Annotated in this window: 28 protein-coding genes; 6 read left to right on the top strand and 22 right to left on the bottom strand. The window is 71.7% G+C overall.

Annotation, left to right across the window (positions count from 1 at the left end; genetic code table 11):
• Nucleotides 1–15: 15 nt before the first annotated feature.
• The 13 genes from ptsP to ACYVJJ_RS13880 all read right to left on the bottom strand — a co-directional run bounded on the left by ptsP (nt 16) and on the right by ACYVJJ_RS13880 (nt 10,025).
• Entirely contained in the window at nt 16–1,734 is a 1,719-nt protein-coding gene (gene ptsP, locus ACYVJJ_RS13940) for a phosphoenolpyruvate--protein phosphotransferase (RefSeq protein ID WP_460834447.1), read from the bottom strand.
• A 5-nt stretch (nt 1,735–1,739) separates the two neighbouring features.
• Nucleotides 1,740–2,009 (bottom strand): HPr family phosphocarrier protein, encoded by a 270-nt coding sequence (locus ACYVJJ_RS13935; protein WP_460834446.1) that lies wholly within the window; start codon nt 2,007–2,009, stop codon nt 1,740–1,742.
• 30 nt (nt 2,010–2,039) lie between these two features.
• The gene (locus tag ACYVJJ_RS13930) at nt 2,040–2,432 is read right to left on the bottom strand and encodes a PTS sugar transporter subunit IIA (RefSeq protein ID WP_460834444.1); all 393 of its coding nucleotides are present in this window, start codon (nt 2,430–2,432) and stop codon (nt 2,040–2,042) included.
• A gap of 46 nt (nt 2,433–2,478) precedes the next feature.
• Nucleotides 2,479–3,360, bottom strand: a complete 882-nt coding sequence (gene rapZ, locus ACYVJJ_RS13925) for an RNase adapter RapZ (protein WP_460834442.1) — start codon at nt 3,358–3,360, stop codon at nt 2,479–2,481.
• The gene (hprK, locus tag ACYVJJ_RS13920) at nt 3,357–4,307 is read right to left on the bottom strand and encodes an HPr(Ser) kinase/phosphatase (RefSeq protein ID WP_460834440.1); all 951 of its coding nucleotides are present in this window, start codon (nt 4,305–4,307) and stop codon (nt 3,357–3,359) included. The genes rapZ and hprK overlap by 4 nt, the downstream gene beginning before the upstream one ends.
• Nucleotide 4,308: 1 nt before the next feature.
• Nucleotides 4,309–4,764, bottom strand: coding sequence for a PTS sugar transporter subunit IIA (locus tag ACYVJJ_RS13915; RefSeq protein WP_460834439.1), 456 nt, complete (start codon nt 4,762–4,764; stop codon nt 4,309–4,311).
• Nucleotides 4,765–4,773: 9 nt separating this feature from the next.
• A complete protein-coding gene (gene hpf, locus ACYVJJ_RS13910; RefSeq protein WP_460834437.1) occupies nt 4,774–5,100 on the bottom strand; it encodes a ribosome hibernation-promoting factor, HPF/YfiA family in 327 nt (108 codons plus the stop codon).
• 77 nt (nt 5,101–5,177) lie between these two features.
• A complete protein-coding gene (locus ACYVJJ_RS13905; protein WP_460834435.1) occupies nt 5,178–6,587 on the bottom strand; it encodes an RNA polymerase factor sigma-54 in 1,410 nt (469 codons plus the stop codon).
• Between the two features lie 73 nt (nt 6,588–6,660).
• Complete coding sequence (gene lptB / locus ACYVJJ_RS13900; RefSeq protein ID WP_460834433.1) at nt 6,661–7,380, bottom strand: LPS export ABC transporter ATP-binding protein; 720 nt, start codon at nt 7,378–7,380, stop codon at nt 6,661–6,663.
• Nucleotides 7,380–7,892 (bottom strand): lipopolysaccharide transport periplasmic protein LptA, encoded by a 513-nt coding sequence (gene lptA, locus ACYVJJ_RS13895; RefSeq protein ID WP_460834431.1) that lies wholly within the window; start codon nt 7,890–7,892, stop codon nt 7,380–7,382. Before lptA ends, lptB begins: the two co-directional genes overlap by 1 nt.
• Nucleotides 7,876–8,436, bottom strand: a complete 561-nt coding sequence (gene lptC, locus ACYVJJ_RS13890) for an LPS export ABC transporter periplasmic protein LptC (protein ID WP_460834429.1) — start codon at nt 8,434–8,436, stop codon at nt 7,876–7,878. Before lptC ends, lptA begins: the two co-directional genes overlap by 17 nt.
• Nucleotides 8,433–9,005: a KdsC family phosphatase gene (locus ACYVJJ_RS13885; RefSeq protein ID WP_460834427.1), complete on the bottom strand. Its 573-nt coding sequence runs from the start codon at nt 9,003–9,005 to the stop codon at nt 8,433–8,435. The genes lptC and ACYVJJ_RS13885 overlap by 4 nt, the downstream gene beginning before the upstream one ends.
• A 21-nt stretch (nt 9,006–9,026) precedes the next feature.
• Nucleotides 9,027–10,025, bottom strand: a complete 999-nt coding sequence (locus ACYVJJ_RS13880) for a KpsF/GutQ family sugar-phosphate isomerase (RefSeq protein WP_460834425.1) — start codon at nt 10,023–10,025, stop codon at nt 9,027–9,029.
• A 99-nt stretch (nt 10,026–10,124) separates the two neighbouring features.
• Between ACYVJJ_RS13880 and ACYVJJ_RS13875 the strand changes: the two genes are divergently transcribed.
• Both ACYVJJ_RS13875 and murA read left to right on the top strand, forming a co-directional pair.
• The gene (locus ACYVJJ_RS13875; protein ID WP_460834424.1) at nt 10,125–10,358 is read left to right on the top strand and encodes a BolA family protein; all 234 of its coding nucleotides are present in this window, start codon (nt 10,125–10,127) and stop codon (nt 10,356–10,358) included.
• Nucleotides 10,358–11,617, top strand: coding sequence for a UDP-N-acetylglucosamine 1-carboxyvinyltransferase (murA, locus tag ACYVJJ_RS13870; protein ID WP_460834422.1), 1,260 nt, complete (start codon nt 10,358–10,360; stop codon nt 11,615–11,617). The genes ACYVJJ_RS13875 and murA overlap by 1 nt, the downstream gene beginning before the upstream one ends.
• A gap of 68 nt (nt 11,618–11,685) precedes the next feature.
• Here the strand turns inward: murA and ACYVJJ_RS13865 are convergent, their stop codons facing one another.
• The 5 genes from ACYVJJ_RS13865 to purM are packed head-to-tail and all read right to left on the bottom strand — an operon-like array spanning nt 11,686 to nt 15,398.
• A complete protein-coding gene (locus ACYVJJ_RS13865; protein ID WP_460834420.1) occupies nt 11,686–12,360 on the bottom strand; it encodes a DUF3108 domain-containing protein in 675 nt (224 codons plus the stop codon).
• A gap of 5 nt (nt 12,361–12,365) precedes the next feature.
• Complete coding sequence (locus ACYVJJ_RS13860) at nt 12,366–13,073, bottom strand: DUF3108 domain-containing protein (protein ID WP_460834418.1); 708 nt, start codon at nt 13,071–13,073, stop codon at nt 12,366–12,368.
• Nucleotides 13,070–13,729 carry a phosphoribosylglycinamide formyltransferase gene (gene purN, locus ACYVJJ_RS13855; RefSeq protein WP_460834416.1) on the bottom strand — a complete coding sequence of 220 codons (660 nt, stop codon included), beginning with the start codon at nt 13,727–13,729 and terminating at the stop codon, nt 13,070–13,072. The genes ACYVJJ_RS13860 and purN overlap by 4 nt, the downstream gene beginning before the upstream one ends.
• The gene (locus ACYVJJ_RS13850; protein WP_460834414.1) at nt 13,726–14,346 is read right to left on the bottom strand and encodes a DUF2238 domain-containing protein; all 621 of its coding nucleotides are present in this window, start codon (nt 14,344–14,346) and stop codon (nt 13,726–13,728) included. The genes purN and ACYVJJ_RS13850 overlap by 4 nt, the downstream gene beginning before the upstream one ends.
• A 2-nt stretch (nt 14,347–14,348) precedes the next feature.
• Nucleotides 14,349–15,398 (bottom strand): phosphoribosylformylglycinamidine cyclo-ligase, encoded by a 1,050-nt coding sequence (gene purM / locus ACYVJJ_RS13845; protein WP_460834412.1) that lies wholly within the window; start codon nt 15,396–15,398, stop codon nt 14,349–14,351.
• A 92-nt stretch (nt 15,399–15,490) separates the two neighbouring features.
• Between purM and ACYVJJ_RS13840 the strand changes: the two genes are divergently transcribed.
• The 3 genes from ACYVJJ_RS13840 to hda are packed head-to-tail and all read left to right on the top strand — an operon-like array spanning nt 15,491 to nt 18,491.
• Complete coding sequence (locus ACYVJJ_RS13840) at nt 15,491–16,639, top strand: DUF2066 domain-containing protein (protein WP_460834411.1); 1,149 nt, start codon at nt 15,491–15,493, stop codon at nt 16,637–16,639.
• Nucleotides 16,639–17,763 carry an AI-2E family transporter gene (locus ACYVJJ_RS13835; protein ID WP_460834409.1) on the top strand — a complete coding sequence of 375 codons (1,125 nt, stop codon included), beginning with the start codon at nt 16,639–16,641 and terminating at the stop codon, nt 17,761–17,763. The genes ACYVJJ_RS13840 and ACYVJJ_RS13835 overlap by 1 nt, the downstream gene beginning before the upstream one ends.
• 2 nt (nt 17,764–17,765) lie before the next feature.
• Nucleotides 17,766–18,491, top strand: a complete 726-nt coding sequence (gene hda / locus ACYVJJ_RS13830) for a DnaA regulatory inactivator Hda (protein ID WP_460834702.1) — start codon at nt 17,766–17,768, stop codon at nt 18,489–18,491.
• A 44-nt stretch (nt 18,492–18,535) separates the two neighbouring features.
• Here hda and murU read toward each other — a convergent pair whose 3' ends face one another.
• The 4 genes from murU to cysG all read right to left on the bottom strand — a co-directional run bounded on the left by murU (nt 18,536) and on the right by cysG (nt 22,943).
• A complete protein-coding gene (gene murU / locus ACYVJJ_RS13825; protein ID WP_460834407.1) occupies nt 18,536–19,261 on the bottom strand; it encodes an N-acetylmuramate alpha-1-phosphate uridylyltransferase MurU in 726 nt (241 codons plus the stop codon).
• Complete coding sequence (locus ACYVJJ_RS13820; protein WP_460834405.1) at nt 19,258–20,271, bottom strand: aminoglycoside phosphotransferase family protein; 1,014 nt, start codon at nt 20,269–20,271, stop codon at nt 19,258–19,260. Before ACYVJJ_RS13820 ends, murU begins: the two co-directional genes overlap by 4 nt.
• 135 nt (nt 20,272–20,406) lie before the next feature.
• Nucleotides 20,407–21,381: a cysteine synthase A gene (gene cysK / locus ACYVJJ_RS13815; RefSeq protein WP_460834404.1), complete on the bottom strand. Its 975-nt coding sequence runs from the start codon at nt 21,379–21,381 to the stop codon at nt 20,407–20,409.
• A 116-nt stretch (nt 21,382–21,497) separates the two neighbouring features.
• Nucleotides 21,498–22,943 (bottom strand): siroheme synthase CysG, encoded by a 1,446-nt coding sequence (gene cysG, locus ACYVJJ_RS13810; protein ID WP_460834402.1) that lies wholly within the window; start codon nt 22,941–22,943, stop codon nt 21,498–21,500.
• 251 nt (nt 22,944–23,194) lie between these two features.
• Here cysG and ACYVJJ_RS13805 point away from each other — a divergent pair, with 251 nt between their 5' ends.
• Nucleotides 23,195–24,181, top strand: a complete 987-nt coding sequence (locus tag ACYVJJ_RS13805) for a LysR family transcriptional regulator (RefSeq protein WP_460834401.1) — start codon at nt 23,195–23,197, stop codon at nt 24,179–24,181.
• Nucleotides 24,182–24,949: the final 768 nt, after the last annotated feature.

Genomic DNA, 24,949 nt, shown 5'->3' with positions numbered 1-24,949 from the left:
CCAGCAGGTCGCGCCTCAGGTGCTCGCGCGTGCGAGCCAGCCCTCGATCGCTGCGCGATCCTGCGCGCGGATCAACGACGCGGCCTGCGATTGCAGGCGCGCGTGGTCGCAGTCGCGGATGCGCCTGCGCACCTCCAGCATGGTCCCGGGATGCAGGCTGAAATCGGTGAGTCCGAGTGCGATCAGCAGTGGTGCGAATTCCGGCGCGGCCGCCATCTCACCGCAGACCGTCACGGGCCGCGAATGCCGACGCGCCAGCCGGATCGTATCGCGCAGGATGCGCACCACCGCCGGATGCAGCGGCGTGTAGAGCCGGCCGAGGCCCTCGTGGTTGCGGTCGACCGCGAGCAGGTACTGCACGAGGTCGTTCGTACCGATCGAGAGGAAGTCGACGTCGCGAACGAAGCCCGGGAGCGCGAGCGCAGCGGCCGGCACCTCGATCATCACGCCGAGCGGCACGTCGTCCGCCACCTCATGGCCTTGGGCACGCAGCTCGGCCGCGACGCGCGTCACCTCGCGCCGCACCTGCAGCACTTCCTCGCGGCAGGTGATCATCGGCACCAGCAGGCGCAGGCGCCCGTAGGCCGATGCGCGCAGCAGGGCGCGCAGCTGCGCCTCGAACAGCCCGCGCCGCGCCAGCGAGAGGCGCACGCCGCGCAGTCCGAGCGCGGGATTGGACTCGTCGCGCAGCGCGAGGCCCGTGCGGTCGGTCTTGTCGGCGCCGACGTCGAGCGTGCGGATCGTCACCGGGCGGCCGCTCATGCCCAACACCACGTCGCGATAGGCGCGGAACTGCTCCTCCTCGTCGGGCAGCTCGCTGCGCTGGAGGAACAGGAATTCGGTGCGGTACAGGCCGATGCCCGCCGCGCCGAGGGCATGCGCCTCGGCGACGTCCTGCCGCGATTCCGCATTGGCGAACAGGCGGATGTCGACGCCGTCGCGCGTGCGCGTGGGCTCGCGGCGCAGGCGCGCGAGTTGGCGCTTCTCGCGCTGCTGCTCGCGCTCGCGCTCGCGGTGTGCGCGAAGGTCGTCGGCGTTCGGCTCGACCACGACGAGCCCGGTGCCGCCATCGACGATCAGCGCATCGCCGTCGTTGATGCGCTCGAGCGCCGCGCTCGCGTCCACCACGAGCGGCATGTGCAGGCTGCGCGCGAGGATCGCGCTGTGCGAGAGCGGGCTGCCGAGCGTGGTGACGATCGCGATGACGCCCTGGCTCTGCAGTTGCGCCATTTCCGCCGGCGCCACGCTCTCGGTGACGAGGATCTCGCCGGCGAAGCCGCGCAGCTCGCAGTCGCGCCGGTGCAGCGCGGCATGGATGCGCCCGATGACCTGGTCGATGTCCTCGACGCGGCTCTTGAAGTAGGGGTCGTCCATGCCCTCGAACACCGCCGCGAGGCGGTCGCGCTGCACGCGCAGGGCGTAGTCGGCACTGAAGCGCCTGCCCCGCACCAGCTCGTCGAGCCCGTGCAGCAGCTCGGGGTCGTCGAGCAGCAGGCTGTGCAGGTCGAGGAACTCGCCGACCTCGTGGGCGAGCGCGCCGTGCAGGCGCGCGCGCAGGCCGTGCAGCTCGGCGCGCACGCTGTCGATGGCGGCATGCAACTGCGCGAGCTCGCCCTCGACGGCCTCCGGCTCGATCCGCTGCTCCGCGATCTGCAGCGCATGCGGCAGGCGCACGCGCGCGCGGCCCAGAACGGTACCGCGGGAAGCGCCCTGGCCGGCGAGGACCTGCCGCATGGCGCTCAGCTGTCCTCGTCGAAGCGGCGGTCGAAGAGGGCCTGCACCGCCTCGGCGGCTTCGGCCTCGTCCTCGCCGTCCACGCGCAGCTTCACGGAGGTGCCCTGGCCCGCGGCCAGCAGCATCACGCCCATGATGCTCTTGGCGTTCACCTCGCGGCCCTTCGCGACGAGCGTGCAGCTGCTGCGGAACTGCGACAGCAGCTGCACGAGCTTGGCGGTGGCGCGCGCGTGCAGGCCGAGGCGGTTGGAGACGGTGAGTTCGCGTTCGATCATGGCGGCGGGTTCGTAAGAGGCAGGGCGGTGTCAGGCATCGTCGAGCAGGACGCCGTTGCGGCCGCCGGTCGCGGCCACGGCGGGCAGGGCGTCGAGATCGAGCTCCGCGTAGTTGAGGACGCGCAGCAGCATGGGCAGGCTCAGGGCCGAGACGCGCCGCACCGGCGTGCCCAGATGCGCCATGCGCGATGCGAGGTTGCTCGGGCTCGCGCCGTACAGGTCGGTGAGCATCAGCACGCCCTCGCCCTGGTCGGCGCGCCGCAGCGCGGCGCTCGCGCTCGGCAGCAGCGCGTCCGGGTCGAGGTCGAAGGGCACTTCGAGCACTTCGACGTGCATAGGCAACGGCGTGAGCAGGCGCTGCACGACCGCGTGCAGCGCAGTGCCGATGCCTTCATGCGTGACGAGGAGGATGCCGACGCTCATGTCCCGACGTTAGCAGAGCCGGGTGACGCGCCGGAAGCGGCCGTACTCAGTCGAGTTCGCGGTGGTGCACCGCGACTTCCGGCCAGTTCGACTCGCGTGCATGCGCGGCCATGCGCTCGGCGAGGTAGACCGAGCGGTGCCGGCCGCCGGAGCAGCCGAAGGCGACCGTCGCATAGCTGCGCGTGCTGTCGCTCTGCAGGCGCGGCAGCCAGGCATCGAGGAACGTGCGGATCTGCTCGTAGAACGCCTCGACGTCGGGCTGCGCGAGCAGGTAGTCGCGCACCGCCGCGTCCCGGCCCGACAGCGGGCGCAGCGTCGGGATCCAGTGCGGATTCGGCAGCGCGCGCGCGTCGAAGACGAAGTCGGCATCCGGCGGCACGCCTCGGCGGTAGGCGAACGACTCGAACAGCAGCGACATGCCGCCTTCGCTGCCGAGCCCGAATTCGGTAGTGACGAACCGCCGCAACTGATGGACGTTCATCTCGCTGCTGTCGACCACCGCGTCGGCCAGCTTGCACAACGGGCGCATGACCTGCCGCTCGAGCGCGATCGCGTCCGGCAGCGACAGGCCGAGCCGGCTCAGCGGGTGGCGGCGGCGCGTGTCGGAGAAGCGCTTGAGCAGGACGGCGTCGCTGGCGTCGAGGAAGATCAGGCGCGGATCGAGGCCCATCTGGCCGACGGCCGACAGCCCCGCGGGCAGTCGGTCGAGATCGTCGTGCCGATTGCGCACGTCGATGCCGACCGCGATCTTGGTCGGGCCGCCGTCGTCGCCGCCCAGCACGTCGCCGACCAGCGCGGGCAGCAGGCCGGCCGGCAGGTTGTCGACGCAGTAGAAGCCGAGGTCCTCGAGCGTGTGCAGGGCGACCGACTTCCCCGAGCCGGACATGCCCGAGACGAGGACGAGGGTGGGGGCGGGCCGCGCGCTCATGTGTCGCCACGCTCCAGGAAGTGGCTGTGCCGCGCCATGAAGGCCGCCGCGGGGTCGACGCCCTTTGCCCGCAGGATGTGCGTGCGCGTCGCGGCTTCGGTGAGTACCGCGAGGTTGCGGCCGGGCATGACGGGCAGGGTGATCATCGGCACGTCCAGGTCGAGCACGCGCCGCGCGCCGAGGTCGCCGGTGATGCGCTCCAGGCCACCGGGCTCGGGATAGAGCGAGGGCTGCGTGAGGTGCACGATGAGCCGCAGGTACTTGTTCCGCTTGACGGCGGTGTCGCCGAACATCTGGCGCACGTTGAGCACCCCGAGGCCGCGCACCTCGAGCATGTCCTGCAGAAGCTCGGGGCAGGTGCCGTCGAGCACGTCCGGCGCGATCTGGGTGAATTCGGGTGCGTCGTCGGCGACGAGGCGATGGCCGCGCGTCACCAGCTCGAGCGCGAGCTCGCTCTTGCCCGCGCCGGATTCGCCGGTGATCAGCACGCCGATCGAATAGATCTCCATGAAGACGCCATGCAGCGTGACGCGCGGCGCCAGCTTGCGCGCGAGGTGGTACTGCAGGTGGTTGAGCAGCTCGTGGCCGCGGCGCGGCGAGACCCACAGCGGGATCTCGCTTTCCTCGGCGGCCACGCGGAGGTCTTCGGGGCAGGACTGGCCCTTGCTGATCACAAGCGCGAGCGGGCGGAACTGGATGATCTTCTCGATCGTCTCCCAGCGCAGGCGCGAGTCGAGCTCGTCGAGCCAGGCCAGCTCCTCGGTGCCGAGGATCTGCACCTTGTTCGGATAGATGATGTTGAGGTAACCGGCGAGCGACGGGCGTCGCGCCACCGTCTCGACCGATTCGAGGACGCGGCCCGCACCGCGTCGGCCCGCGAGCCACTTGAGCCCGAGGCGCTCGAGCTGTTGGTCGAAGAGTTCCTGTGCGCTGATGCGTGCGCGCATGTCAGTGCCCCAGAAGCCGCTGCGCCAGCTCGCGGCTGTCGTCCGCCTCGCGCAGCGATGCACGGAAGTCCGCATCGGCGAAGCGCTCGGCGATCTCGGCCAGCTGCGCCAGGTGCCCGGCGACTTCCGATTCCGGTACCGCCATCGCGAAGACGAGGTCGACCGGATTGCCGTCGGGCGCGGCGAACGGCACAGGCGCCGCGAGCCGCAGGAAGGCCCCGCGCGCGCGATCGAGCCCGCCCACGCGCGCGTGCGGGATCGCGACGCCGTGGCCCAGCCCGGTGCTCGCCAGTGCCTCGCGCTCGCGCAGGCGGTCGGCGAGTTCGCCGCCCGGCAGGCCGTGGTCGTCGACCGGCGAGGCGAGCAGGGCGGCGGCGCGTTCGAGCACCCCATCGCGGTCGAGGCCGTCGGGGACGGCCTCGATGCGCTCAGGGCAGAGCAGGTGGGTGAAGGGCATCGGATCCGGTCAGGTGACGGCGTCGGGCCAGGCGAGGGTCTCGCCGCGGTGGTGGTCCACGACCTTCTCCTTGTGCTTGAGCAGGAGGCGATCGAGCTTGTCGACGAGCAGGTCGATCGCCGCGTACATGTCGACGCCTTCCGCGTCGGCATGCAGCGTGCGGCCGGACACGTTCACCGTCGCCTCGGCACAGTGGCGCGACTTCTCGACGGACAGGATCGTCCGGAGCTGCGCGCGCTGCTCGAAGTGTCGTCCCAGGCGCTGGAAGCGCGTCGCGACGTAGTCGCGCAGGGCCGGGGTGACGTCGAGGTTCTGGCCATGGATCTCGTTCTGCATGGGCGCCTCCAGGTGTGATCAAGGGCCGCCGGCAGGCGGCGACCCCAGCATGGCACGCCCGGGGCCGGTCGGCACGCTCAGGCGATGCGCACGCGCTCCTGGGACGACGGAATGCTCAGTGCTTCACGGTATTTTGCCACCGTGCGCCGGGCGACCGGTACGCCGGCGGCCTGCAGCATCTCCGCCAGGCGCGCGTCCGACAGCGGCTTGCGCGGGTTCTCGTCCGAGATCAGCTGGCGGATCATCGACTGCACCGCGGTGCTCGAGGTCTCCTCCGCCGTGCCCGCGCCCACGCCCGACGCGAAGAATGCGCGCAGCGGAAGCGTGCCACGCGGCGTGCGCGCGTACTTGCGCGCGATCGCGCGTGAGATCGTTGACTCGTGCAGGCCGAGTTCGGAGGCGACCTCGCGCAGCGTCAGCGGTCGCAGGCCGGCCTCGCCCTGTTCGAGGAAGGCCGTCTGCCGCTCGACCAGGCAATGCGCGACCCGCAGCAGCGTATCGCCGCGGGCTTCCAGGTTCTTGAGCAGCCAGCGTGCTTCCTGCAGGTGGCCCCGCAGGTAGGCGGCATCGGTGCTCGACGTGCGGGCGATCAGCGCCTCGTAGCTGCGGTTGATGCGCAGCTTCGGGCGGCTGTGCTCGGCGAGCGCGACGCGCCATTGGCCCTGCGCGCGCCAGATCACCACGTCGGGCGCGATGTAGGTGTCGGTGGAGACACCGCCGAGCTGCGCGCCCGGGCGCGGATCGAGCGACAGCAGCAGCGCGATCGCGCGCTCGACCGCGTCGACCGGCTCGGCGAGCTCGGACGCGATGCCCGCCGCGCCGAGGCGGGGCAGGCGATCGAGGAGGCTCGCGGCGATACGCAGGGCCAGGTCGCGCCCCGGCGTGCAGGGATCGAGCGCGCCGAGCTGGACCTGCAGCGATTCCCCGATCGAGCGTGCGCCCACGCCGACGGGGTCGAAATGCTGGATGCAGTGCAGCACCGGCAGCATCTCGTCCTCGGTCGGCCGTGGGTCGCCGAGGCTCGCGGCGATCGCCTCGAGCGGCTCGCGCAGGTAGCCGTCGTCGGCGATGGCGTCGATGATCGCCACGCCGATCGCGCGGTCGCGCGGCGACAGGTGGCTCAGGTGCAGCTGCCAGAGCAGGTGGTCCTGCAGCGTCTCCGGCTCGGCGACCTGCTCGGCGGCGCCATCGTCCGCGCCGGCCCCTGCGGTGCGTTCCGCCCAGCCGTCCAGCTCGTGGTCCGACCAGCTTTCCGGCGCGTCGAGCATCGCCTCCTCGAAGCGTTCGGCCTGGTCCGGCGCGGGTGCGTCCTCGACCTGCAGGACGCCGTCGCCTTCGTCCCATTCCAGCAGCGGATTGGTCTCCACCGCTTCGGTCATCTCCACCTCGAGCTCGACGGCCGAGAGCTGCAGCAGGCGGATCGCCTGCCGCAACTGCGGCGTCATCACGAGATGCTGGCCGAGCGAGGCCTGGAGGCGTGCTTTCATCGGCTACCAAGGTACACGGCGGGCGATGCCGACTGCGGAGTCGACGCGGCCGCCGGTCGGCATGCGGTGCACATTACAGCCGGAATGTTTCGCCCAGGTACACGCGGCGCACGTCCGGGTTCGCGAGGATCGATTCGGGCGAGCCCTGCGCGAGCACCGCACCGTCGCTGAGGATGTAGGCGCGGTCGCAGATGCCGAGCGTCTCGCGCACGTTGTGGTCGGTGATCAGCACGCCGATGCCGCGCTCGGTGAGGTGGCGCACGATGCGCTGGATCTCGCCGACGGAGATCGGGTCGACACCCGCGAACGGCTCGTCGAGCAGCATCAGTCGCGGCCGCGCGGCCAGTGCGCGCGCGATCTCGACGCGACGGCGCTCGCCGCCCGACAGGCTCGCGCCCGCCTGCTCGGCGACGTGCCCGACCTGCAGCTCGTCGAGCAGCGAGGCGAGCTCGCGCTCGCGGCCCTTGCGGTCCAGGTCGCTGCGCAGCTCGAGCACGAGGCGGATGTTGTCGGCCACGCTGAGGCGGCGGAACACCGAGGGCTCCTGCGGCAGGTAGCCGACGCCGTATTTGGCACGCGCGTACATCGGCTGCGCGGTGATGTCCTTGCCGTCGAGCAGGATCTGCCCGGCGTCGGCCGGTACCAGCCCGACGATCATGTAGAAGCAGGTCGTCTTGCCGGCGCCGTTCGGGCCGAGCAGGCCCACGACCTCGCCGGCCTCCAGGCTCAGCCCGAAATCGCGGACGACCTCGCGCGAGCGGTAGCTCTTGCGCAGGCCCTCGGCCCGCAGCATCAGTTCGACCCCGCGGCGCCGCGCGGCTGGATGCGCATCTTGACGCGGCCGCTGCCCTGGCCGCCGCCGCTCGTGACCTGCCCGCTGCGCATGTTGTAGGTGACGCGCTCGCCCGACAGCGAGCCGCGCGGCTGCGAGATGCTCACGCCACCGGTGAACACGACGATCTCGCTCTTGAGGTCGTAGTCGACCCGCGCGGCCACCGCGTTCATCGGGGTGCCGTCGTCGAGCTGCTGGTTCAGTCGGACGGGCGAGCCGGTCAGTACCGCGCGCGTCGGATCGCCGCCGCGCATGGTGATCTCCGCCCGTGCGGCCTGGATGGCGAGCGTGCCCTGGCGGATGGTGACGCCGCCGCTGATGACCGTCGGGCGGTTGTCATCGACCGAGTACTCGGCCGAGCCGCCGTCGATATCCATCGGCTGGCGCCGGTCGGAGGAACGCGCCGACGCCGGGCCGCTGGCGAGGAGCGCGGCAAGGACGGCGAGGAGCGCGAGGTCACGGCGTACGTTCATAGCGGGCCTTGATGTTCTTGAGCAGCACGTGCTTGGTGTCGAGCCGGGCGGTCATGCTGCGGCCGTCGATTGTAAAGCCGGGCTGTCGGATGCTCACGGCAACGGGCGAATTCGCCCGCTTGGTCTCGGGGAAGACGTTGAGCTGCTGCGTCTGCATGCGCATCGGCGCGCCGCTCTCGTTCGTGCTCGTGGCGACCACGTCGCCACGCAGCCGGATCTCGTCGGCTTCCGCCGACACCCAGCCGGTGCGCGAGCGGATCTCCCAGGGCGACGCGGTCGAGCCCGCGCGCGGCGGGATGACGAACAGCGGCGTCGCGATGTCGAGCGTGCGCACCGCCGGATCACGCGCCAGCCGCGGCGCGCGCAGGGTGAACGATTCGCGGCCCTCGGCGTCGAGCGCGACCAGCTCGAAGTCCTCGAGCACGTAATCCGCGCGACCGCCCTGCACCGGCGCCGGCGCGGGCGTGCGCTGGCGCCAGACCGACCAGCCCGTCGCCGCGGCAGCGAGGACGAGCGCGAGGGTGAGCACCACGCGCCAGTTCACGACTGCACCCCGAGCGCTGCGGGCTCGCGGCCCAGCAGCTCGTCGAGCACGCGGTCGAGCCGGCCCTGCGCCTGCAGCAGGACATCGCAGAACTCGCGCGCCGCGCCGCGACCGCCGTCGAACGCGGAACGCCAGTGCGCCTGCGTGCGCACGCACGGATGCGCATCGGCCGGGCAGGCGGACAGGCCGGCATGCAGCATGACCTTCAGATCCGGGAGGTCGTCGCCCATGAACGCGACCTGCTCCATCGCCACGCCGTGCGCGCGGGCGATGCCTTCGACGCAGGCGAGCTTGTCGCCGACGCCCGTACAGGCCTCGACGCCGAGTTCGGCTGCACGGCGCTCGGCGATGCTGCTCTTGCGTGCGGTGACGAGCGCGACCGCGAGGCCCGCGCGACGCAGCAGCACGAGGCCCTGGCCGTCATGCACGTGGAAGGCCTTGAGCTCGCGGCCTTCGCTGTCGAAGACGAGGCGACCGTCGGTGAGGGTGCCGTCCACGTCGAAGCACGCCACGCGGATGGCGCGGGCGCGGGCATGGAGCTCGTCGGGCGTGGCATCGTTGGAGGACATGGGATCTCGATCGTCGGGCGGTTAAACCACCCGCGCGCGCAACAGGTCGTGAATGTTGAGCGCGCCCACCACCCGCCGGTCAGCATCGATCACGAGAAGCCCGTTGATCTTGTGGGTCTCCATCACGTGCGCGGCCTCGACCGCGAGCACGTCTGCGCCGATGGTGCGTGGATCGCGCTTCATCACGTCGCGGATCGGCGTGGCGCGCAGGTCGAGCTGCGCATCGTCGAGCGTGCGGCGCAGATCGCCGTCGGTGAAGACGCCGAGCAGGCGGCCGTTGTCGTCGACGACCGCGGTCAGGCCCAGCCGCTTGCGGCTCATTTCCACGAGCGCTTCGCTCACCGAGGCGTCCGGACCCACGCAGGGCAGGTCCTCGCCGGAATGCATGACGTCGGCGATGTGCAGGAGCAGGCGCCGGCCGAGCGCTCCGGCCGGGTGCGAGCGCGCGAAATCGTCAGCGGTGAAGCCGCGTGCCTCGAGCAGTGCGACGGCGAGCGCATCGCCCATGGCGAGCGATGCCGTGGTGCTCGACGTCGGCGCGAGGTGCAGCGGGCAGGCCTCGGCCGGCACGGAGACGTCGAGGTGGACGTCGGCCTCGCGCGCCATCGTAGACGCGGGCCGCCCCGTCATCGTGATGACGGGATTGCCCTGCCGCCGGAGCACGGGCATCAGGGTGAGGATCTCGTCGCTCTCGCCCGAGTACGACAGCGCGAGCACCACGTCCGCATCGGTGATCATGCCGAGGTCGCCGTGTGCGGCCTCGCCGGGATGGACGAAGAAGGCGGGCGTGCCGGTCGAGGCGAGCGTGGCCGCGATCTTGCGCGCGATGTGGCCGGACTTTCCCATGCCGATGCAGACCACGCGCCCGCGCGCGGCCAGCATCAGCCGGCACGCGGCTCGGAAGGGCTCGTCGAGGCGGGCCGCGACGGCCGCGAGCGCCTCGCCCTCGACCGCGAAGACGCGGCGGCCGCTGGCCAGGAAATCGGTGTCGGGCGCGGGCCCGGTCGCGTGATCCGCCATTTCGGACGGGGGTCCTTTCCGCTAGGCTAATCCGCCCATCTTAAGCGGTTCAGGCCGCGCACGCCCGGTCGCGTGCCGCGCCGCCGCACAGGCGATCCCGTGAATCCCCAGATCATCCGCGACCTCATCGAACAGGGCCTGCCCGGCGCACGCGCCGAGGTCGTCGGCGACGACGGCGTGCACTTCGAAGCCACCGTCGTCTGCGAGGCCTTCCGGGGCAAGCTCCCGCTCGCGCGCCACCGCATGGTGTACGCGACGCTCGGCGACCGCATGGGCGGCGAGATCCATGCGCTGGCGCTGAAGACGTTCACCCCCGACGAGGCCGCGCGCTGATGGCCGCGAAGATCCAGGTCGAAGGCGGCGCCGTCCTCCGCGGCGAGGTGCAGATCTCCGGCGCGAAGAACGCCGTGCTGCCGATCCTGTGCGCCACGCTGCTCGCCGACGGCCCGATGACGCTGCGCAACGTGCCTCACCTGCACGACGTGCACACCACCGCGCGCCTGCTCGCCGAGCTCGGCGCACGCGTCGGTGACGGCGGGCCCGGCGTGGTGACCGTCGATCCGACCAGCGTGCACAGCCAGGTGGCGTCCTACGAACTGGTCAAGACGATGCGCGCCTCCGTGCTGGTGCTCGGGCCGCTGCTCGCGAAGTACGGGCATGCGGAGGTCTCGCTGCCGGGCGGCTGCGCGATCGGCTCGCGCCCCGTCGACCTGCACATCAAGGGCCTGCAGTCGCTCGGTGCGGACATCAGCGTCGAGAACGGCTATATAAAGGCCCGGGCCGCGAAGCTGCGCGGCGCGCGCCACGTCTTCGACTTCCCGAGCGTGGGTGCGACCGAGAACGTACTGATGGCGGCGGTGCTCGCCGAGGGCCGCACGGTGCTCGAGAACGCCGCGATGGAGCCGGAGATCGTCGACCTCGCCGAGTGCCTGATCGCCATGGGCGCGAACATCGAGGGGCAGGGCACGGGACGTATCGTCGTACACGGCGTCGATGCGCTGCGCGCGGCCGAGCACGCGGTGGTGGCCGACCGCATCGAGGCCGGCACGTTCCTCGTCGCCGCGGCGATGACCGGAGGCCGCGTGACGCTCACGCACGCGCGGCCCGACACGATGGACGCCGTGCTCGACAAGCTGAAAGAGGCGGGCGCCGAGCTCGACTGCGACGGCGACCGGATCACGCTGGACATGCGCGGGCAGCGCCCGCGCGCCGTCGACATCACCACGGCCACGCATCCGGGCTTTCCGACGGACATGCAGGCGCAGTTCATGGCGTTGAACTGCATCGCCGACGGCGTGGCGGTGATCAACGAGACGATCTTCGAGAACCGCTTCATGCACGTCAACGAGCTGCTGCGCCTCGGCGCGGACATCCGCGTGGACGGTCACACCGCGGTCGTGCGCGGGGTGAAGCGCCTCGGCGGCGCGCCGGTGATGGCCACCGACCTGCGCGCGTCGGCCTCGCTGATCCTCGCCGGCCTCGTCGCGGACGGGCGGACGGTCATCGACCGCATCTACCACCTCGACCGCGGCTACGAGAACATCGAGCAGAAGCTTTCCGGGCTCGGCGCGCGGATCGAACGCGTGCGCTGAAACACGCGCATCGGAAAGCAAAAAGCCCCGCATGAGCGGGGCTTTTTCGTTGCGAGGACGCGCGTGCGTCACTCGCTCATGCGCAGCTCGATGGTGTCGCCGCCGTTGTCCTGCACGAGGCGGACCGGCAGCGGTACGCCTGGCACGACCCAGAGCGTCGTCTTCTTCTCGCCGGACGCGCCGACGACCTTGATCGCCTGCTGGCTCTTGCCGCCGACGCTGACCGCCTCGCGGCCGGCGATCGTGTAGCTGAGCTGGCGCACGCGGCCGTCGTCGACCATCCGGTAGCGCAGCGGCTTGCCCGCCGCGGCGTCGCGCGCGATCGCGAGGTTCACCAGCAGCGCGTCCAGATCGCCCGCCTGGAGCTTCACGGGGCCCGCGCGGTCGGCCTTGACGTCGCCGGACCACGTCGCGACGCCCTTGGACCAGTCGTACGTGGCGTTCTTCTTCTTGCGCTTGATCAGCACGCTCGCGGTGTCGCTGCCGGAGAGCGGGCGGAACTGGCCGTCGACTTCCTCGAACACCGTCGACTGCACCAGGTTGCCGAGGCGGTTGGTGACCTGCAGCGTGTACTTCCAGCGGCCCGGGCCCGCGGCCTCGAGGCTCATGCGGCCCGTCGCGGCCGTGCCCATGTAGTTCGCCTGGTAGTTCGCGCTGAAGGGCTTGGTCGCGAGCGCCGCGCCACTGGCGAGCGCGAGCGTGGCGCCGAGCAGGGCGGTGCGCAGGATCTTCGTGGTCGTCATGTGGTTCAGGCTCCCTTGTATTCGACGAGGCGGAGGTCGTACCCGTCCGCACCGTCCTCGCGTTGCAGGATGCGGATCGGCGTCGGAACGCCTTCCGCGACCCAGATGGATGTCTGTTCGCTGCCGGACTGCACGCGGTCCACGCGCAGCGCGTCGTAGCCGATCTCGCCGACCGTCACCGGCTCGGGCACGCCCGCCACCACGTAGCGATGCGGCCGGGCACGGCCCGTGTCGACGTAGCGGTACTCGAGCGTGCGGCCCGGCTGCGCATCGCGGATCACCGCGAGGTTGATCAGCAGGCCGCTCATGTCCCCCGGCTGGAGATCCACCGGTGCGCGGCGGGTCTCCTTCACGTCACCCGTCCAGCGTGCCTTCCGGGTCGACCAATCGTAGACGCCCGTACTCTGCCTGCGCGTGAACAGGACCCGGCGGACCGTGCTCTGCGACACCGGACGGTACGCGCCGTCGACGTCCTCAAACACCGTGCTCTGCTCGGCGTGCAGGCCGGCGAGGCCGACCAGCCCCTTGCCGTCCATGAGCAGGTCGACGCGCCAGCGGCCGCCCGCGGTGGGCACCACCTGCAGCGTGGCCACGCCCAACCGGCGGTCGCCCTTGTAGACGTCGTAGCGGGCGAGGAAGGGCTCCACCGCGGCAGCGGCCGTGGCCGCGCCCAGCAGCAGCGCACCGAGGAGCAGGGTCGCGAATCGCTTCATGCCGGCAGCTCCAGGCGGTCATCGGCGCCCAGCTGCAGCGGCGCCGCGAGCGGCCGGCCGTCCACGCGGAGGGCGCCGGGCTCCAGCGCCACGCGCCCGGCGGCGAACAGCTCCAGGGTCGCCAGCAGAAGCGGATGCTCGCGCTCCAGCACCCGGGCGGCGAGCGTCGCGGGGTCGTCGCCCGGCGCCACGGGAACACGGGCCTGTGCGACGACAGGGCCACCGTCGAGTTCGCACGTCACGAAGTGGACGCTTGCGCCATGTTCGGCGACGCCCGCGGCGAGCGCCTGCTCGTGCGTGCGCAGGCCCTTGAACAGCGGCAGCAGGGAAGGATGGATGTTGATCATGCGTCCGAGCCAGCGATTCACGGCGGCCTCGCCGAGCAGGCGCATGTATCCGGCGCAGACGATGAGGTCCGGGTGAACCGCCTCGATCCGGCTGAACAGGGCTTCATCGAAGGCATCGCGCGAAGCGAAGTCGGCAGGCCGCACGGCCACGGCCGGCAGCCCGGCGGCCCGCGCGCGGTCCAGCGCGGCCGCCTTGGGCCGATCGGAGAAGACGCCGACGAGTTCCGCGTCCAGCCGACCGGCCGCGATCGCATCGAGGATCGCCTGCAGGTTGCTGCCGCGGCCGGAAGCGAGGACGGCGAGCCTCATGCGGGCTGCACCGCACGTTGGGGGCGCAGGGGCGCCCAGCCGAGGGCGCCGAGCGTGGCGAGCAGCATGTCGGCATGCGCGTCCCAGGGATCGCCCTGCTGGCCGTTGTAGGCCTCGGCGGCCTCCGGCGAGAGCACGAGCGCGACGCTCCATTCGGCCCATTCGTAGGCCAGGCTGCTCGCCATCACGAGCAGGACCGCCACGATGAAGGCGTCCGTCGCGTCGAGGCCGCGCCGACGCCGGAGCGTCGCCGCCAGCGCGGGGGTCAGGCAGATGCCGTAGGCGAGGTGCACGAGCCGGTCGTAGTGATTCCGCGTCCAGCCGAACAGGTCGGAGATCGACGTGCCGGTCAGCGTGCGTGCCCAGGCATCGTAGGGAACGTTCGTGTAGAGCCAGCGCGAGCCGATGCAATGCAGCGCGAGGAAGACGCAGAGCAGCACGTAGTCGCGATCGCGCAGCGTGTGCCGCTTGAGTTCGAGGCCCAGCGCCACGAGCGCCACGACCGTCAGGGAGCTGTGCAGCGCCTGGTCCACCGGCCAGCGCGGGTGGATCCACGTCAGCACGAAGAGGCCGACGACCGCGCCGAACGCGAGCCGCGGCGCGGGCCGTGACGCCATGCTCAGCCGATCCGGACGCGCTCGTCGCCGGTCGCCGTGACGACCTGCCCGATCGGGCGCTGCGCGAGGCCGAGGCGATCGAGGTCCGCCGTCACGGCCGCGACGTCGGCGGGTGCGACCACCAGCACGAAGCCGACGCCGCAGTTGAAGGTGCGCCACATCTCCGCGTCCGCGACCGCGCCTTCGCGCTGCAGCCAGTCGAACACCGGCGGCAGCACGATCGCGCTGGCCTCGATGTCGAGGCCGAGGCCTTCGGGGATCACGCGGATGATGTTCTCGGTCAGCCCGCCGCCGGTGATGTGTGCCATCGCGTGCAGGTCGTGCTTGGCGAGCAGCTCGAGAACCGGTTTCACGTAGAGCGCGGTCGGCGCCATCAGCGCGTCGACGAGCCTCACGCCGCCGACCTCGACGTCGCCGGGCCGCCCCGCGCGGTCGAAGATGCGGCGGATCAGCGAGTAGCCGTTCGAATGCGGGCCGCTCGAGGCGATGCCGATGAGCACGTCGCCGGCACGCACCTTGGCGCCGTCGAGCAGCTTGGCCTTCTCGACCGCCGCCACGCAGAAGCCCGCGAGGTCGTAGTCGCCCGGCGCGTACATGTCCGGCATCTCGGCCGTCTCGCCGCCGATCAGCGCGCAGCCCGCGAGCTCGCAGCCCTTCGCGATGCCGCCGACGACTGCGACCGTCGTCTCGACGTCGAGCCTGCCGGTGGCGAAGTAGTCGAGGAAGAACAGCGGCTCGGCGCCCTGCACGAGCACGTCGTTGACGCACATGCCGACGAGGTCGATGCCGATCGTGTCGTGCCGGCCCAGCTGCTGGGCGAGCTTGAGCTTGGTGCCCACGCCGTCGGTGCCCGACACGAGCACCGGCTCCCTGTACTTGCCCGAGAGGTCGAACAGCGCGCCGAAGCCGCCCAGGCCGCCCATCACCTCCGGCCGGAAGCTGCGTTTGACCAGCGGCTTGATCCGCTCGACGACCTCGTTGCCCGCATCGATGTCGACGCCGGCGTCGCGGTAGGTCAGCGGCTCGCGGGACGGCGGGTTCGACTGGGACACGGCAGCCTCGACGGGGCGAAAGAGCCCGCAATTCTAGCAGCCGCGATCCCCTCACCTGCCCGGCATGGACGGCCCGGCGGCCCTGCGGCACCATGTCCGGCCTGTCCATGTCCGCAGGGGCCGCGATGCCGCTCGCGATCCGCTCGAAGCTCTCGATCCGTCCGTCGCTCGTCGCGCGCGTGTTGCTCGCGGCCGTGCTGATGGCCACGACCACCGTCGCACTGGCGCAGCGCGTCGAGGGCGACCGCGCGCAGGCCACGGGCCTGTACGGCGCCGAAGTGGTCGTCAACGGGCAGGGGCCCGGCGAGCGCAACGGCGCGTTCGCGCGCGGCCTGCTGCAGGTGCTCACGCGCCTGACCGGCGATCGCGGCATCAACCAGCGCCCCGGCGTCGGCGACGAGCTGCGCCGCGCGAAGGACTATGTCGACAAGTACGACTACCGCCAGGACGAGGGGGTCAGCGCGAGCGGCGCGCCGAGCTTCAAGACCACGCTCGTCATCCAGTACGACGCGGCGAAGGTCAACGAGATCGTCTCCACGCTCGGCCTGCCGACGTGGCCGCAGCCGCGGCCCAAGCCGGTGCTGTGGCTCGCTATCGACGACGGCACCGGCGCCGGCCCGCGCCTGGTGGGCGTGGGCAAGTCGAACGCGGCCCGTCCCGTGCTCGATCGCGCGGTGCAGCGCGGCTACCGCCTCGGCCTGCCCGCGGGCAATGCCGCCGAGCAGGCCCTCGTGGGCGCGATCTGGCGCGGCGACAGCGCGGCCATCGCGCGTGCCTCGGCGAAGTACAGCCCGCCGATCCAGCTGGTCGGCAAGATGTACCGCAGTGCAAAGGGCGGCTGGCAGGTGGACTGGATCTTCCAGGACAACGGCAAGGTGCTCTCGCGCTGGACGAGCAGCGACACCGACGCCCGCCGCGCGATGTCCGCGGGCGCCGACGGCGCGGCCGACGCGCTGATCCGCAAGTACGCCAAGCCGGGCAAGCCGCTCTCGCCCCCCGGCGACTTCACGCTCACGTTCGTCGGCGTCAACAGCACCGACGACTTCATGCGGCTGGCGGCCTACCTCGAGCGCGCCTCGGTCGTGAAGCGCGCCACGCCGATCCGCGCGACGCCCGACGCCCTCGTCTACGAGGTGCAGCTCTCCACCGGCCTCGCGGGCTTCGCGAAGATCGCGGCGAAGGACGGCGTGATCGAGCCGGCCGGCGAGGGCGAGTCCGCGACCACCTACCGGCTGCGCTGATGGAGGCCGCGCCGCTGGAGGACATCGCGCGGTTCCTGCGCCGCGTGCAATGGGCGGCGGTCGTGCTCGGCGCGCTGTGGCTGCTCTGGCTGCTCGCACCGGTGCTCACGCCGTTCGTGATCGCCGCGATGCTGGGCTGGCTCGGCGATCCGGTCGTCGACCGGCTCGAGGCTTCGGGCCGCTCGCGCAGCACGGCCGTCGCGCTCGTCTTCAGCGTGATGACGCTGGTCTTCGTCGCGCTCCTGCTCCTGCTGCTGCCGATGGTGCAGCGCCAGGTCGTGACGCTGATCGAGTCCGTGCCGCGCTACAGCGCCTGGGTCGGCGAGACGCTGCTGCCGTGGGTGGAGGCGCGCACGCGGCTGGACGTGGACCGCTATCTCGACGTCACCTACGCGACCACCATGCTGCGCGAACACTGGGAGAGCGCGGGCGGCGTCGCCAAGACCGTGCTCGGCTACGTGGCGCGTTCGGGCTCGATGATCCTCGGGCTGGCCGTAAACGCGGTGCTCGTGCCGGTGCTCGCCTTCTTCTTCCTCCGCGACTGGGACGCGCTCGTCGCGCGGATCGCCGCGCTGATCCCGCCGCGCCACCTGCCGACGGTGAGCCGCCTCGCGCACGAGTCCGAAGCCGTGCTCGGCGGATTCCTGCGCGGGCAGTTCATGGTGATGCTGATCCTCGGCATCGGCTATGCGATCGGCCTGCAGATCGTCGGGCTCGACCTGGGCATCCTGATCGGCCTGATCGCCGGCCTGCTGACGTTCGTGCCGTATGTCGGGCCGGCGAGCCTGCTAGTGCTCGGCAGCATCGCGGCGCTCGTGCAGTTCGGCGACTGGCAGCACGTCGTCGGCGTGCTGATCGTGTTCGGCGTCGGCCAGGTGGTCGAGAGCTACTGGCTCACGCCCAAGCTCGTGGGTGATCGCATCGGCCTGCATCCGATGGCCGTGATCTTCGCGGTGCTTGCCGGCGGCCAGCTATTCGGCTTCCTCGGCATGCTGCTGGCGTTGCCGGTCGCGGCCGTGGCGAACGTGCTGCTGCGCTACGCGCAGGACCGCTACACGCACAGCCGGCTGTATGCGGGCGATGCGCCGGCGGTCGTGATGCCCGATCCGGGCCCGGGCGCGTGACGATGCCCGCCGGCCCGACGCCGGCGGTCCCGCAGTTGCCCCTCGCGCTGCGGCATTCGCCCGACCAGCGCCTCGAGACGTTCGTCGGCGCGCCCAGCGGCGCGATCGCGCAGCTCGATGCGCTCGCGCTGGGGCGGTCGGCGGATGCGACCTACGTCAGCGGCCCGGCCGGGTCCGGGCGGACGCATCTCCTGCTGGGCACGTGCGCCGCGGCGCAGGCTGCAGGCCGACGCGCCGCCTACGTGGGACTGGCGCCGCTGGTCGGCCGCCTCTCACAGGCGCTCCAGGCATTCGAGGGAATGGACGTGCTCGCCCTCGACGACCTCGATGCGGTGGCCGGCCGTCGCGACGACGAGGTCGCGCTGTTCGACCTGCACAACCGCGCGCGCGCTGCCGGTTGCGCGCTCGTCTACGCGGCGCTGGCGCGTCCGGAATCGCTCGGCCTTTCGCTGCCCGACCTGCGCTCGCGCCTCGCGCAGTGCAGCGCGATCGTGCTCGCGCCGCTCGACGAGACCGGCCGGCGCGAGGTGCTGCGCGAGCGTGCGGCGCGGCGTGGGCTGGCGCTCGACGACACGGCGCTCGACTGGCTGCTACGACGCGTGGAGCGCGATCTTGGCAGCCTGACGGCGGTGCTCGACCGGCTCGATCGCGAGGCGCTGGCCGCGCAGCGGCGGCTCACCGTGCCGTTCCTGCGGCAGGTGCTGGGTGCGACACCCGGCGAGGCCTGATCGAGGCGCGTCGTCGCGCTGCGGAGCCTTACGTTGCACTGCCGTCAGGCGCCCGCACCCGCGGCATCGGCGAGCAGTTCACGATCGAGCGTGGCGAGTCGTTCCGGCGTGCCGACGTCGGTCCACCGTCCGCCGTGGTGCTCGCCGGTTACCAGCCCGCGATGCATCGCCGCGCGCAGCAGCGTGGCGAGCTTGAAGCGCGGCGGCGTCTCGTCGGCGCCGGGACGGTCGCCGATCACCTCGCGCCAGCCGTCGAACAGGCCGGGGCGGTAGATGCCGATGCCCGAGAACGTGAGTCGCGAGCCGCCCTCGCTCTCGACGCGATCGCCGACGAGCGCGAAATCGCCCGACGGGTTGTGCGCGGGATTGTCGACGAGCACGAGGTGCGCGAGGCCGCTCGGCTCGCGCGGCAGGCGCGCGAAGTCGTAGTCGGTCCAGACGTCGCCGTTCACGGCGACGAACGGTGCGCCGTCGGGCGAGAGGCGATCGAGCGCGTTCCACATGCCGCCGCCGGTCTCCAGTGGCGTCGGCCCTTCGTCGACGAAATGCAGGCGCAGCCCGTAGCGCGCGCCGTCGCCGAGCAGTTCCGGAAAGCGCCGCGCGAGCCAGCTCGTGTTGACGATCACCTCCTCGACGCCGATCGCGGCGAGGCGATGCAGGTGCCAGCCGAGCAAGGTCTCGCCGCCGGCCAGGAGCAGCGGCTTGGGCGTGGTGAGCGTGAGCGGGCGCATGCGCTCGCCGAGCCCTGCCGCGAAGACGAGCGCCTTCATGCTGATGCTCCCGCGATGTGCGGCCGCACGCGACGCTCGATCACCGCCGCGAGCGGCGCGAGTTCAGGATAGCGCGGCAGCACGGCATCGAGGTAGGCGACGAATCGCGTCGCGTCGGCAAGGTATTTCGGCTTGTGGTCGCGATGGTTCAGGCGCGCGAAGATGCCGAGCACCTTGAGGTGCCGCTGGATGCCGATGAGGTCCGCATCGCGGCGAAAGCGCTCCGGCGGCGGCACCGGAAGGCCCGCTTCGAGCGCACGCGCGTGGTAGCGCGCGAGCCAGTGATCGACGCGCGCCTCGGGCCAGCTGAGGAACGCATCCTTGAACAGGCTCAGCGCGTCGTAGGCGATCGGGCCGACGACCGCGTCCTGGAAGTCGAGCACCGCGGGGCCGTCCCCGTCGTCGGTCGGCATCAGGTTGCGCGGCATGAAGTCGCGGTGCACGAGCACCCGTGGCTGGGCGAGCGCGGCGTCGATGAGGATGCGGTAGGCGAGGTCGAGCTGCTCCATGTCCTCACAGTCGAGCGCGTGCCCGAGGTGGCGCGCGAGGAACCATTCGTCGAACAGGCGCAGCTCGCGGGCGAGCAGGGGCTCGTCGTAGGCCGGCAGCCCGGCCGGCGGGGCGATCGCCTGGATGCGCAGGAGCTGCGTGATCGAGGCCTCGAAGCAGTCGTCGGCGTTCGTCTCGGTGATGACGTGCAGCAGTGTCTGCGCGCCGAGGTCTTCCAGCAGCAGGAAGCCGTTGTCGACGTCGCGCGCGATCACGCGCGGCACGCGCACGCCGCCGGCTTCGAGCACGTCGCGCATGGCGAGCCAGGGGCGCACGTCCTCCTTGTCGGGCGGGGAGTCCATGACGATGCGCTGCGGCGATTCGTTGAACGTGCGCCAATAGCTGCGGAAGCCGGCGTCGGCGGAGGCGGCGGCGAGGGCGATGTCGGCATTGCCGGTGGCGGCGCGCGCCCACTCGAGGCGCTCCTGCTCGCGGGGATCGTCGGTGGGGCTGGCGGTCATGCGGGCTCCATGCGGCGGGGGCCGCGGCCCGACAGGGTAGCGGTCGCGGCGCGGGCGTTGAATCGCCGCCGACGAAAAAAAGCACGGCCGCCGTGGCCGGTGGGCGGTCGCGGCGGCCGTCGCAGGGGTGTTCCGTCAGGGCAGGCTGGTATCGCCGAGCGAGCCGAGCCAGTCGTCGTCGGAGCCTTCGGCGACGCCTTCGAACAGCACCGTGGAGAGATAGCGCTCACCGGTGTCGGGCAGCATCGTGAGGATCACCGAGCCTTCGGGCGCGCGCTCGGCGACCTGCAGCGCCGCCGCGGCCGTGGCGCCGGCGGAGATGCCGACGAAGATGCCTTCCTCCGCCGCGAGCCGGCGGGCGGTGTCACGGGCGAGGATGTCGTCGATCTTCAGCACCTCGTCGGCGATCGAGCGATCGAGCACGTCCGGGATGAAATCCGGCGTCCAGCCCTGGATCTTGTGCGGCTGCCAGGCATCGCCCGAGAGCAGCGCGGCACCCGCGGGCTCGGCGGCGATCACGCGGATTCCCGGGCGCGCGAGCTTGAGCACCTGGCCCGCGCCGGTGATCGTGCCGCCCGTGCCCCAGCCGCTCACGAAAGCGTCGAGCCGGCGGCCGGCGAAGTCGCGCAGGATCTCCGGGCCCGTGGTGCTGCGGTGGTAGGCGGGGTTCGCCTCGTTCTCGAACTGCCGCGCGAGGAACCAGCCGTGCCTCTCGGCGAGTTCCCTCGCCTTGCGCACCATGCCGGTGCCGCGCTCGGCGGCCGGCGTGAGGATCACCTTGGCGCCGTAGGCGCGCATCAGCTTGCGGCGTTCTACCGAGAACGAGTCGGACATTACCGCGACGAACCGGTAGCCGCGCGCGGCGGCCACCATCGCGAGCGCGATGCCGGTATTGCCGGACGTCGCCTCGACGATCGTGTCGCCCGGCTTGAGCGCGCCCCGCTGCTCGGCGTCGAGCACGATCGCGAGTGCGAGGCGATCCTTGACCGAGCCGCCGGGGTTGAAGGCCTCGACCTTCGCGTAAAGCTGCACGTGCGCCGGCGCGAGGCGATGGAGGCGGACGATCGGCGTGCCGCCGATCGTGTCGAGGATGCTGTCGTACAGGGCCATGGTTGCTCCACAGGGTCGGGCAGGCGCGTGGACCGCAAGCCTGCACCGGAATGGGGGACGAGGGGATTACTGCACGCGCCGTCCGTCGGCGCGCCCGCGGCATCGATGCGGTCGGATCATGCGGCCTCCGCGAGCGCGGCGGCATGCGCGGGCACGAGCGTGCCGAACCAGTGCAGCCGCTGCGCGAGTGCGGCGACGTCGCCGACCACCAGGAGGGCGGGCGAGCGCACCGCATGCCGCGTGACGAGGTCCGGCAATTCGTCGAGGCGGCCGGTGATCGTGCGCTGCGACGCGCGTGAGGCGTTCTCGACGATGGCGACGGGCGTCGACGCGTCGCGGCCGGCGGCGAGCAGCCGCTCGCGCACGCGGGCGCATGACGCGACGCCCATGTAGAAGACGAGCGTCTGGTCGGCCGGTGCGAGCGTGGCGATGTCCGTCTCGCCCGTGGCCTCGCGGGTGTGCGCGGTGACGAGGCGCACCGACTGCGCGTGCTCGCGATGGGTGAGCGGAATGCCGGCATATGCCGCGCAGGCGAGCGCGGCGGTGATGCCGGGGACCACCTCGAAGTCGATCCCGTGGGCCGCGAGCGCTTCGAGCTCCTCGCCGCCGCGCCCGAAGACGAACGGGTCGCCGCCCTTGAGGCGCACCACGGTGCGACCGGCGCGCGCGTGCTCGATCATCAGCGCGTGGATGCGCGACTGCGTGGCATGGTGCCCGTCGGCGCCGTCCGGGCCCCCCGGGCGCTTGCCGACGTCGACCAGCTCGGCATCGCGGCGGATGCGCGCGAGCACGTCGTCGCTCACCAAGGCGTCGTAGAGGACCACGTCGGCCTGGCCGAGCACGCGCAGGGCGCGCAGCGTCAGCAGGCCCGCATCGCCCGGGCCGGCGCCGACGAGCGCGACGCGGCCGCGTCGCCGCGTGCTGGGCGCGGCCTGCAGGTGCGCGCGCAGCGCATCGCGCGCCTTCGCCGGCTGGCCGGCCCGCAGCAGCGCGGGCACGTCGCCGGCGAGGAGGCGTTCGAAAAAGTCGCGCCGCGCCGCGAGGTCGGGAAAGCGCGCGCGGACCAGGCGGCGGTAGCGGGCGAGCAAGGTGGCGAGTGCGCCCCAGGATTCGTCGACCTGCGCCTCCAAGGTTTCGCGCAGGTGCCGCGCGAGCATCGGCGCGGCGCCGCCGCTCGAGATCGCGATCTGCAGCGGTCCGCGCTCGACCCGCGCCGGAACCTGCACGCTGGAGAGGGCGGCATCGTCGACGACGTTGGCCCAGATGCGGCGCTCGGTGGCGGCCTCGGCGACGCGCCGGTTGACGGCGAGGTCGTCCGTCGCGGCCACGACCAGCCAGGCATCGTCGAGCCAGACGCGGTCGAAGCGGCCGTGGATGGCCTCGATCCGGCCGTCGTCGATCAGGGCCTGCAGCTCGGGCATCACCGCGGTCGCGCCGATCCGCACCCGGGCGCCGGCGTCGAGCAGCGCGGTGACCTTGCGCCGCGCCACCGGGCCACCACCCACGACCAGCACCCGGCGACCGCGCAGATCGACGAACAGCGGAAACAGCGTTTCGCTCATGGCCCTGACGACGTGGAGATGTGGACGCACCGTAGCGACATGGAACGACGGGTCGAAATGATCGATCGCGGTAGCGACATGCCCGGGCGGCATGAGCGCGGTGGACACAGGCGTCCCCGGCCGGTAGCGTAGGCATCCTTCAATACGTATCGAGAGATGAATATGATCTGTCATCCTAAACATGCCCGCATGCGCCCGACCGCCCCGAGCCCCGCCATTCCGCCGCCACGAACGCCTGCGACGCCTCCGCCATGACCCTCAGCCAGCTCCGCTATTTCGTCGCCATTGCCGATTCCGGCCTCAACATCACCTTGGCCGCCGAGCGCGTGCATGCCACGCAGCCGGGCCTGTCCAAGCAGTTGAAGCAGCTCGAGGACGAGCTCGGCTTCCTGCTTTTCGCCCGCAAGGGCCGTTCCCTCGACTCCATCACGCCCGCGGGCCAGCAGGTGCTGGCGCATGCGCGCCGGCTGCTGTCGGAGGCCGCGAACATCCGCGCCTACGCGGCGAACGTGCGCGGCGACGCGCAGGGCCGGCTGGTCATCGCGACGACACACACGCAGGCACGCCACGTGCTGCCGTCGGCGATCGCGGCGGTGCGTCGCGAATTCCCGCAGATGTCGGTGCACCTGCAGCCGAGCGGGGAGGGCGAAGTGCTCGACCTGCTCGCACGCGGCGAGGCGGACGTCGCCGTCATCAGCACGTCGGGCGAGACGCCGGCCGGCGGCATCGCGGTGCCGCTCTTCCGCTGGCGCCGCGTGGTGCTGGTGCCGCGCGAGCACGCGTTCGCCGCGTCGACACAGGGCCCGACGCTCGAGCAACTCGCAGGGGTGCCGCTGGTGAGCTACGAATCGTCGGTACGGGCCGACTCGTCGCTGCGCTGCGCATTCGCACGCACCGGCTTGGAGCCCCGGATCGCGATGACCGCGCGCGATGCGGACCTGATCAAGACGTACGTCCGGGCCGGGCTCGGTGTCGGGCTGCTCGCGGAAATGGCGGTGGGCGCCGACGACCTGGCTGCGCTGGCTGCATTGCCTGCGCCGGACGTGGTGCCGGAATGCACTGCCTGGGCGGTGCTGCCGCGCGAGCGGGTGCTGCGCGATTACACGCTGTCGCTGCTGACCGCCGTTGCGCCGCAGCTGGATCGCACGGACCTGCGGCGCGCGGTGGCGGGGCATGACGATCCGGTGTGGCCGGAGGCGCCGGGGTGGGGGGCGTTACGAGGGATGGTGGCGGTGTGACGTGCTGTGTGACGGGTGGTGGGTTGCGGTAGCGGTGGCGGTGGTGGGGTAAGGCGTCGCGCGAGGTGAGGTTGCGTGGTGCGGTGCTGCAGTGGCGCGCTTGCCGCCTGGAGTCTCTTCGCGACGGTCGAACTCTCGCTGAGCACGGGCGTTTCGTGCGCTTGCGCGCCCGAGTTCCTTTTCTTTGCCGGCCCAAAGAAAAGGAACCAAAAGAAACGGCCTTCCCCGGGTGAAGCCCACAGCTCGCGATTGGATGCCACGCGGGCGGCGGTCACACTCGGCATCCTTAGGCCCGCCGCAGCGCGGCGGGCGCTCACCGGGGCGCGAACCTGCGGTTCGCAAGCGGCGCCGGATCGCTGGGTGACCGCGGCGGCAATCCATGGCCGCCGCCCTCCGGGCCTTCAGGTGCCTCCGCTCGCCGGATGGCGGATAGCAGCCAAAGCTGTGTTCTAGGTAAGGGCATCGACCGGAGCCAGCCAGAGTCGTGGCTCATGAAGGCGTTGGTCCGTGCGGTCCGCAGGCAACCGAATCGTCCCGGGCGCAGGCGAGCGCCCATTGCGCGTGGACGCAAAGGGCACTCCTGCATATCAAGCGCAAGCTGCATCGCGCATCATCGATGCAAGCCGAGCCCCAATTTTTGCCAGCGCTGTAACTGGACCGCCCGAAGCCCGTGGCCTCCCGTCCAGCTCTAATGCGAACCTCGCGCGCGGATGCGAATCGTGAGACCCGAAGGGCGGCGCGCAGGACGCGCGCCGTCGCCACCCGAGG

The organism is Lysobacter humi (ex Lee et al. 2017) (assembly GCF_054781815.1).
Note: the sequence above shows the minus strand (reverse complement) of the source record. Positions and strands in the feature narration are given on the sequence as shown.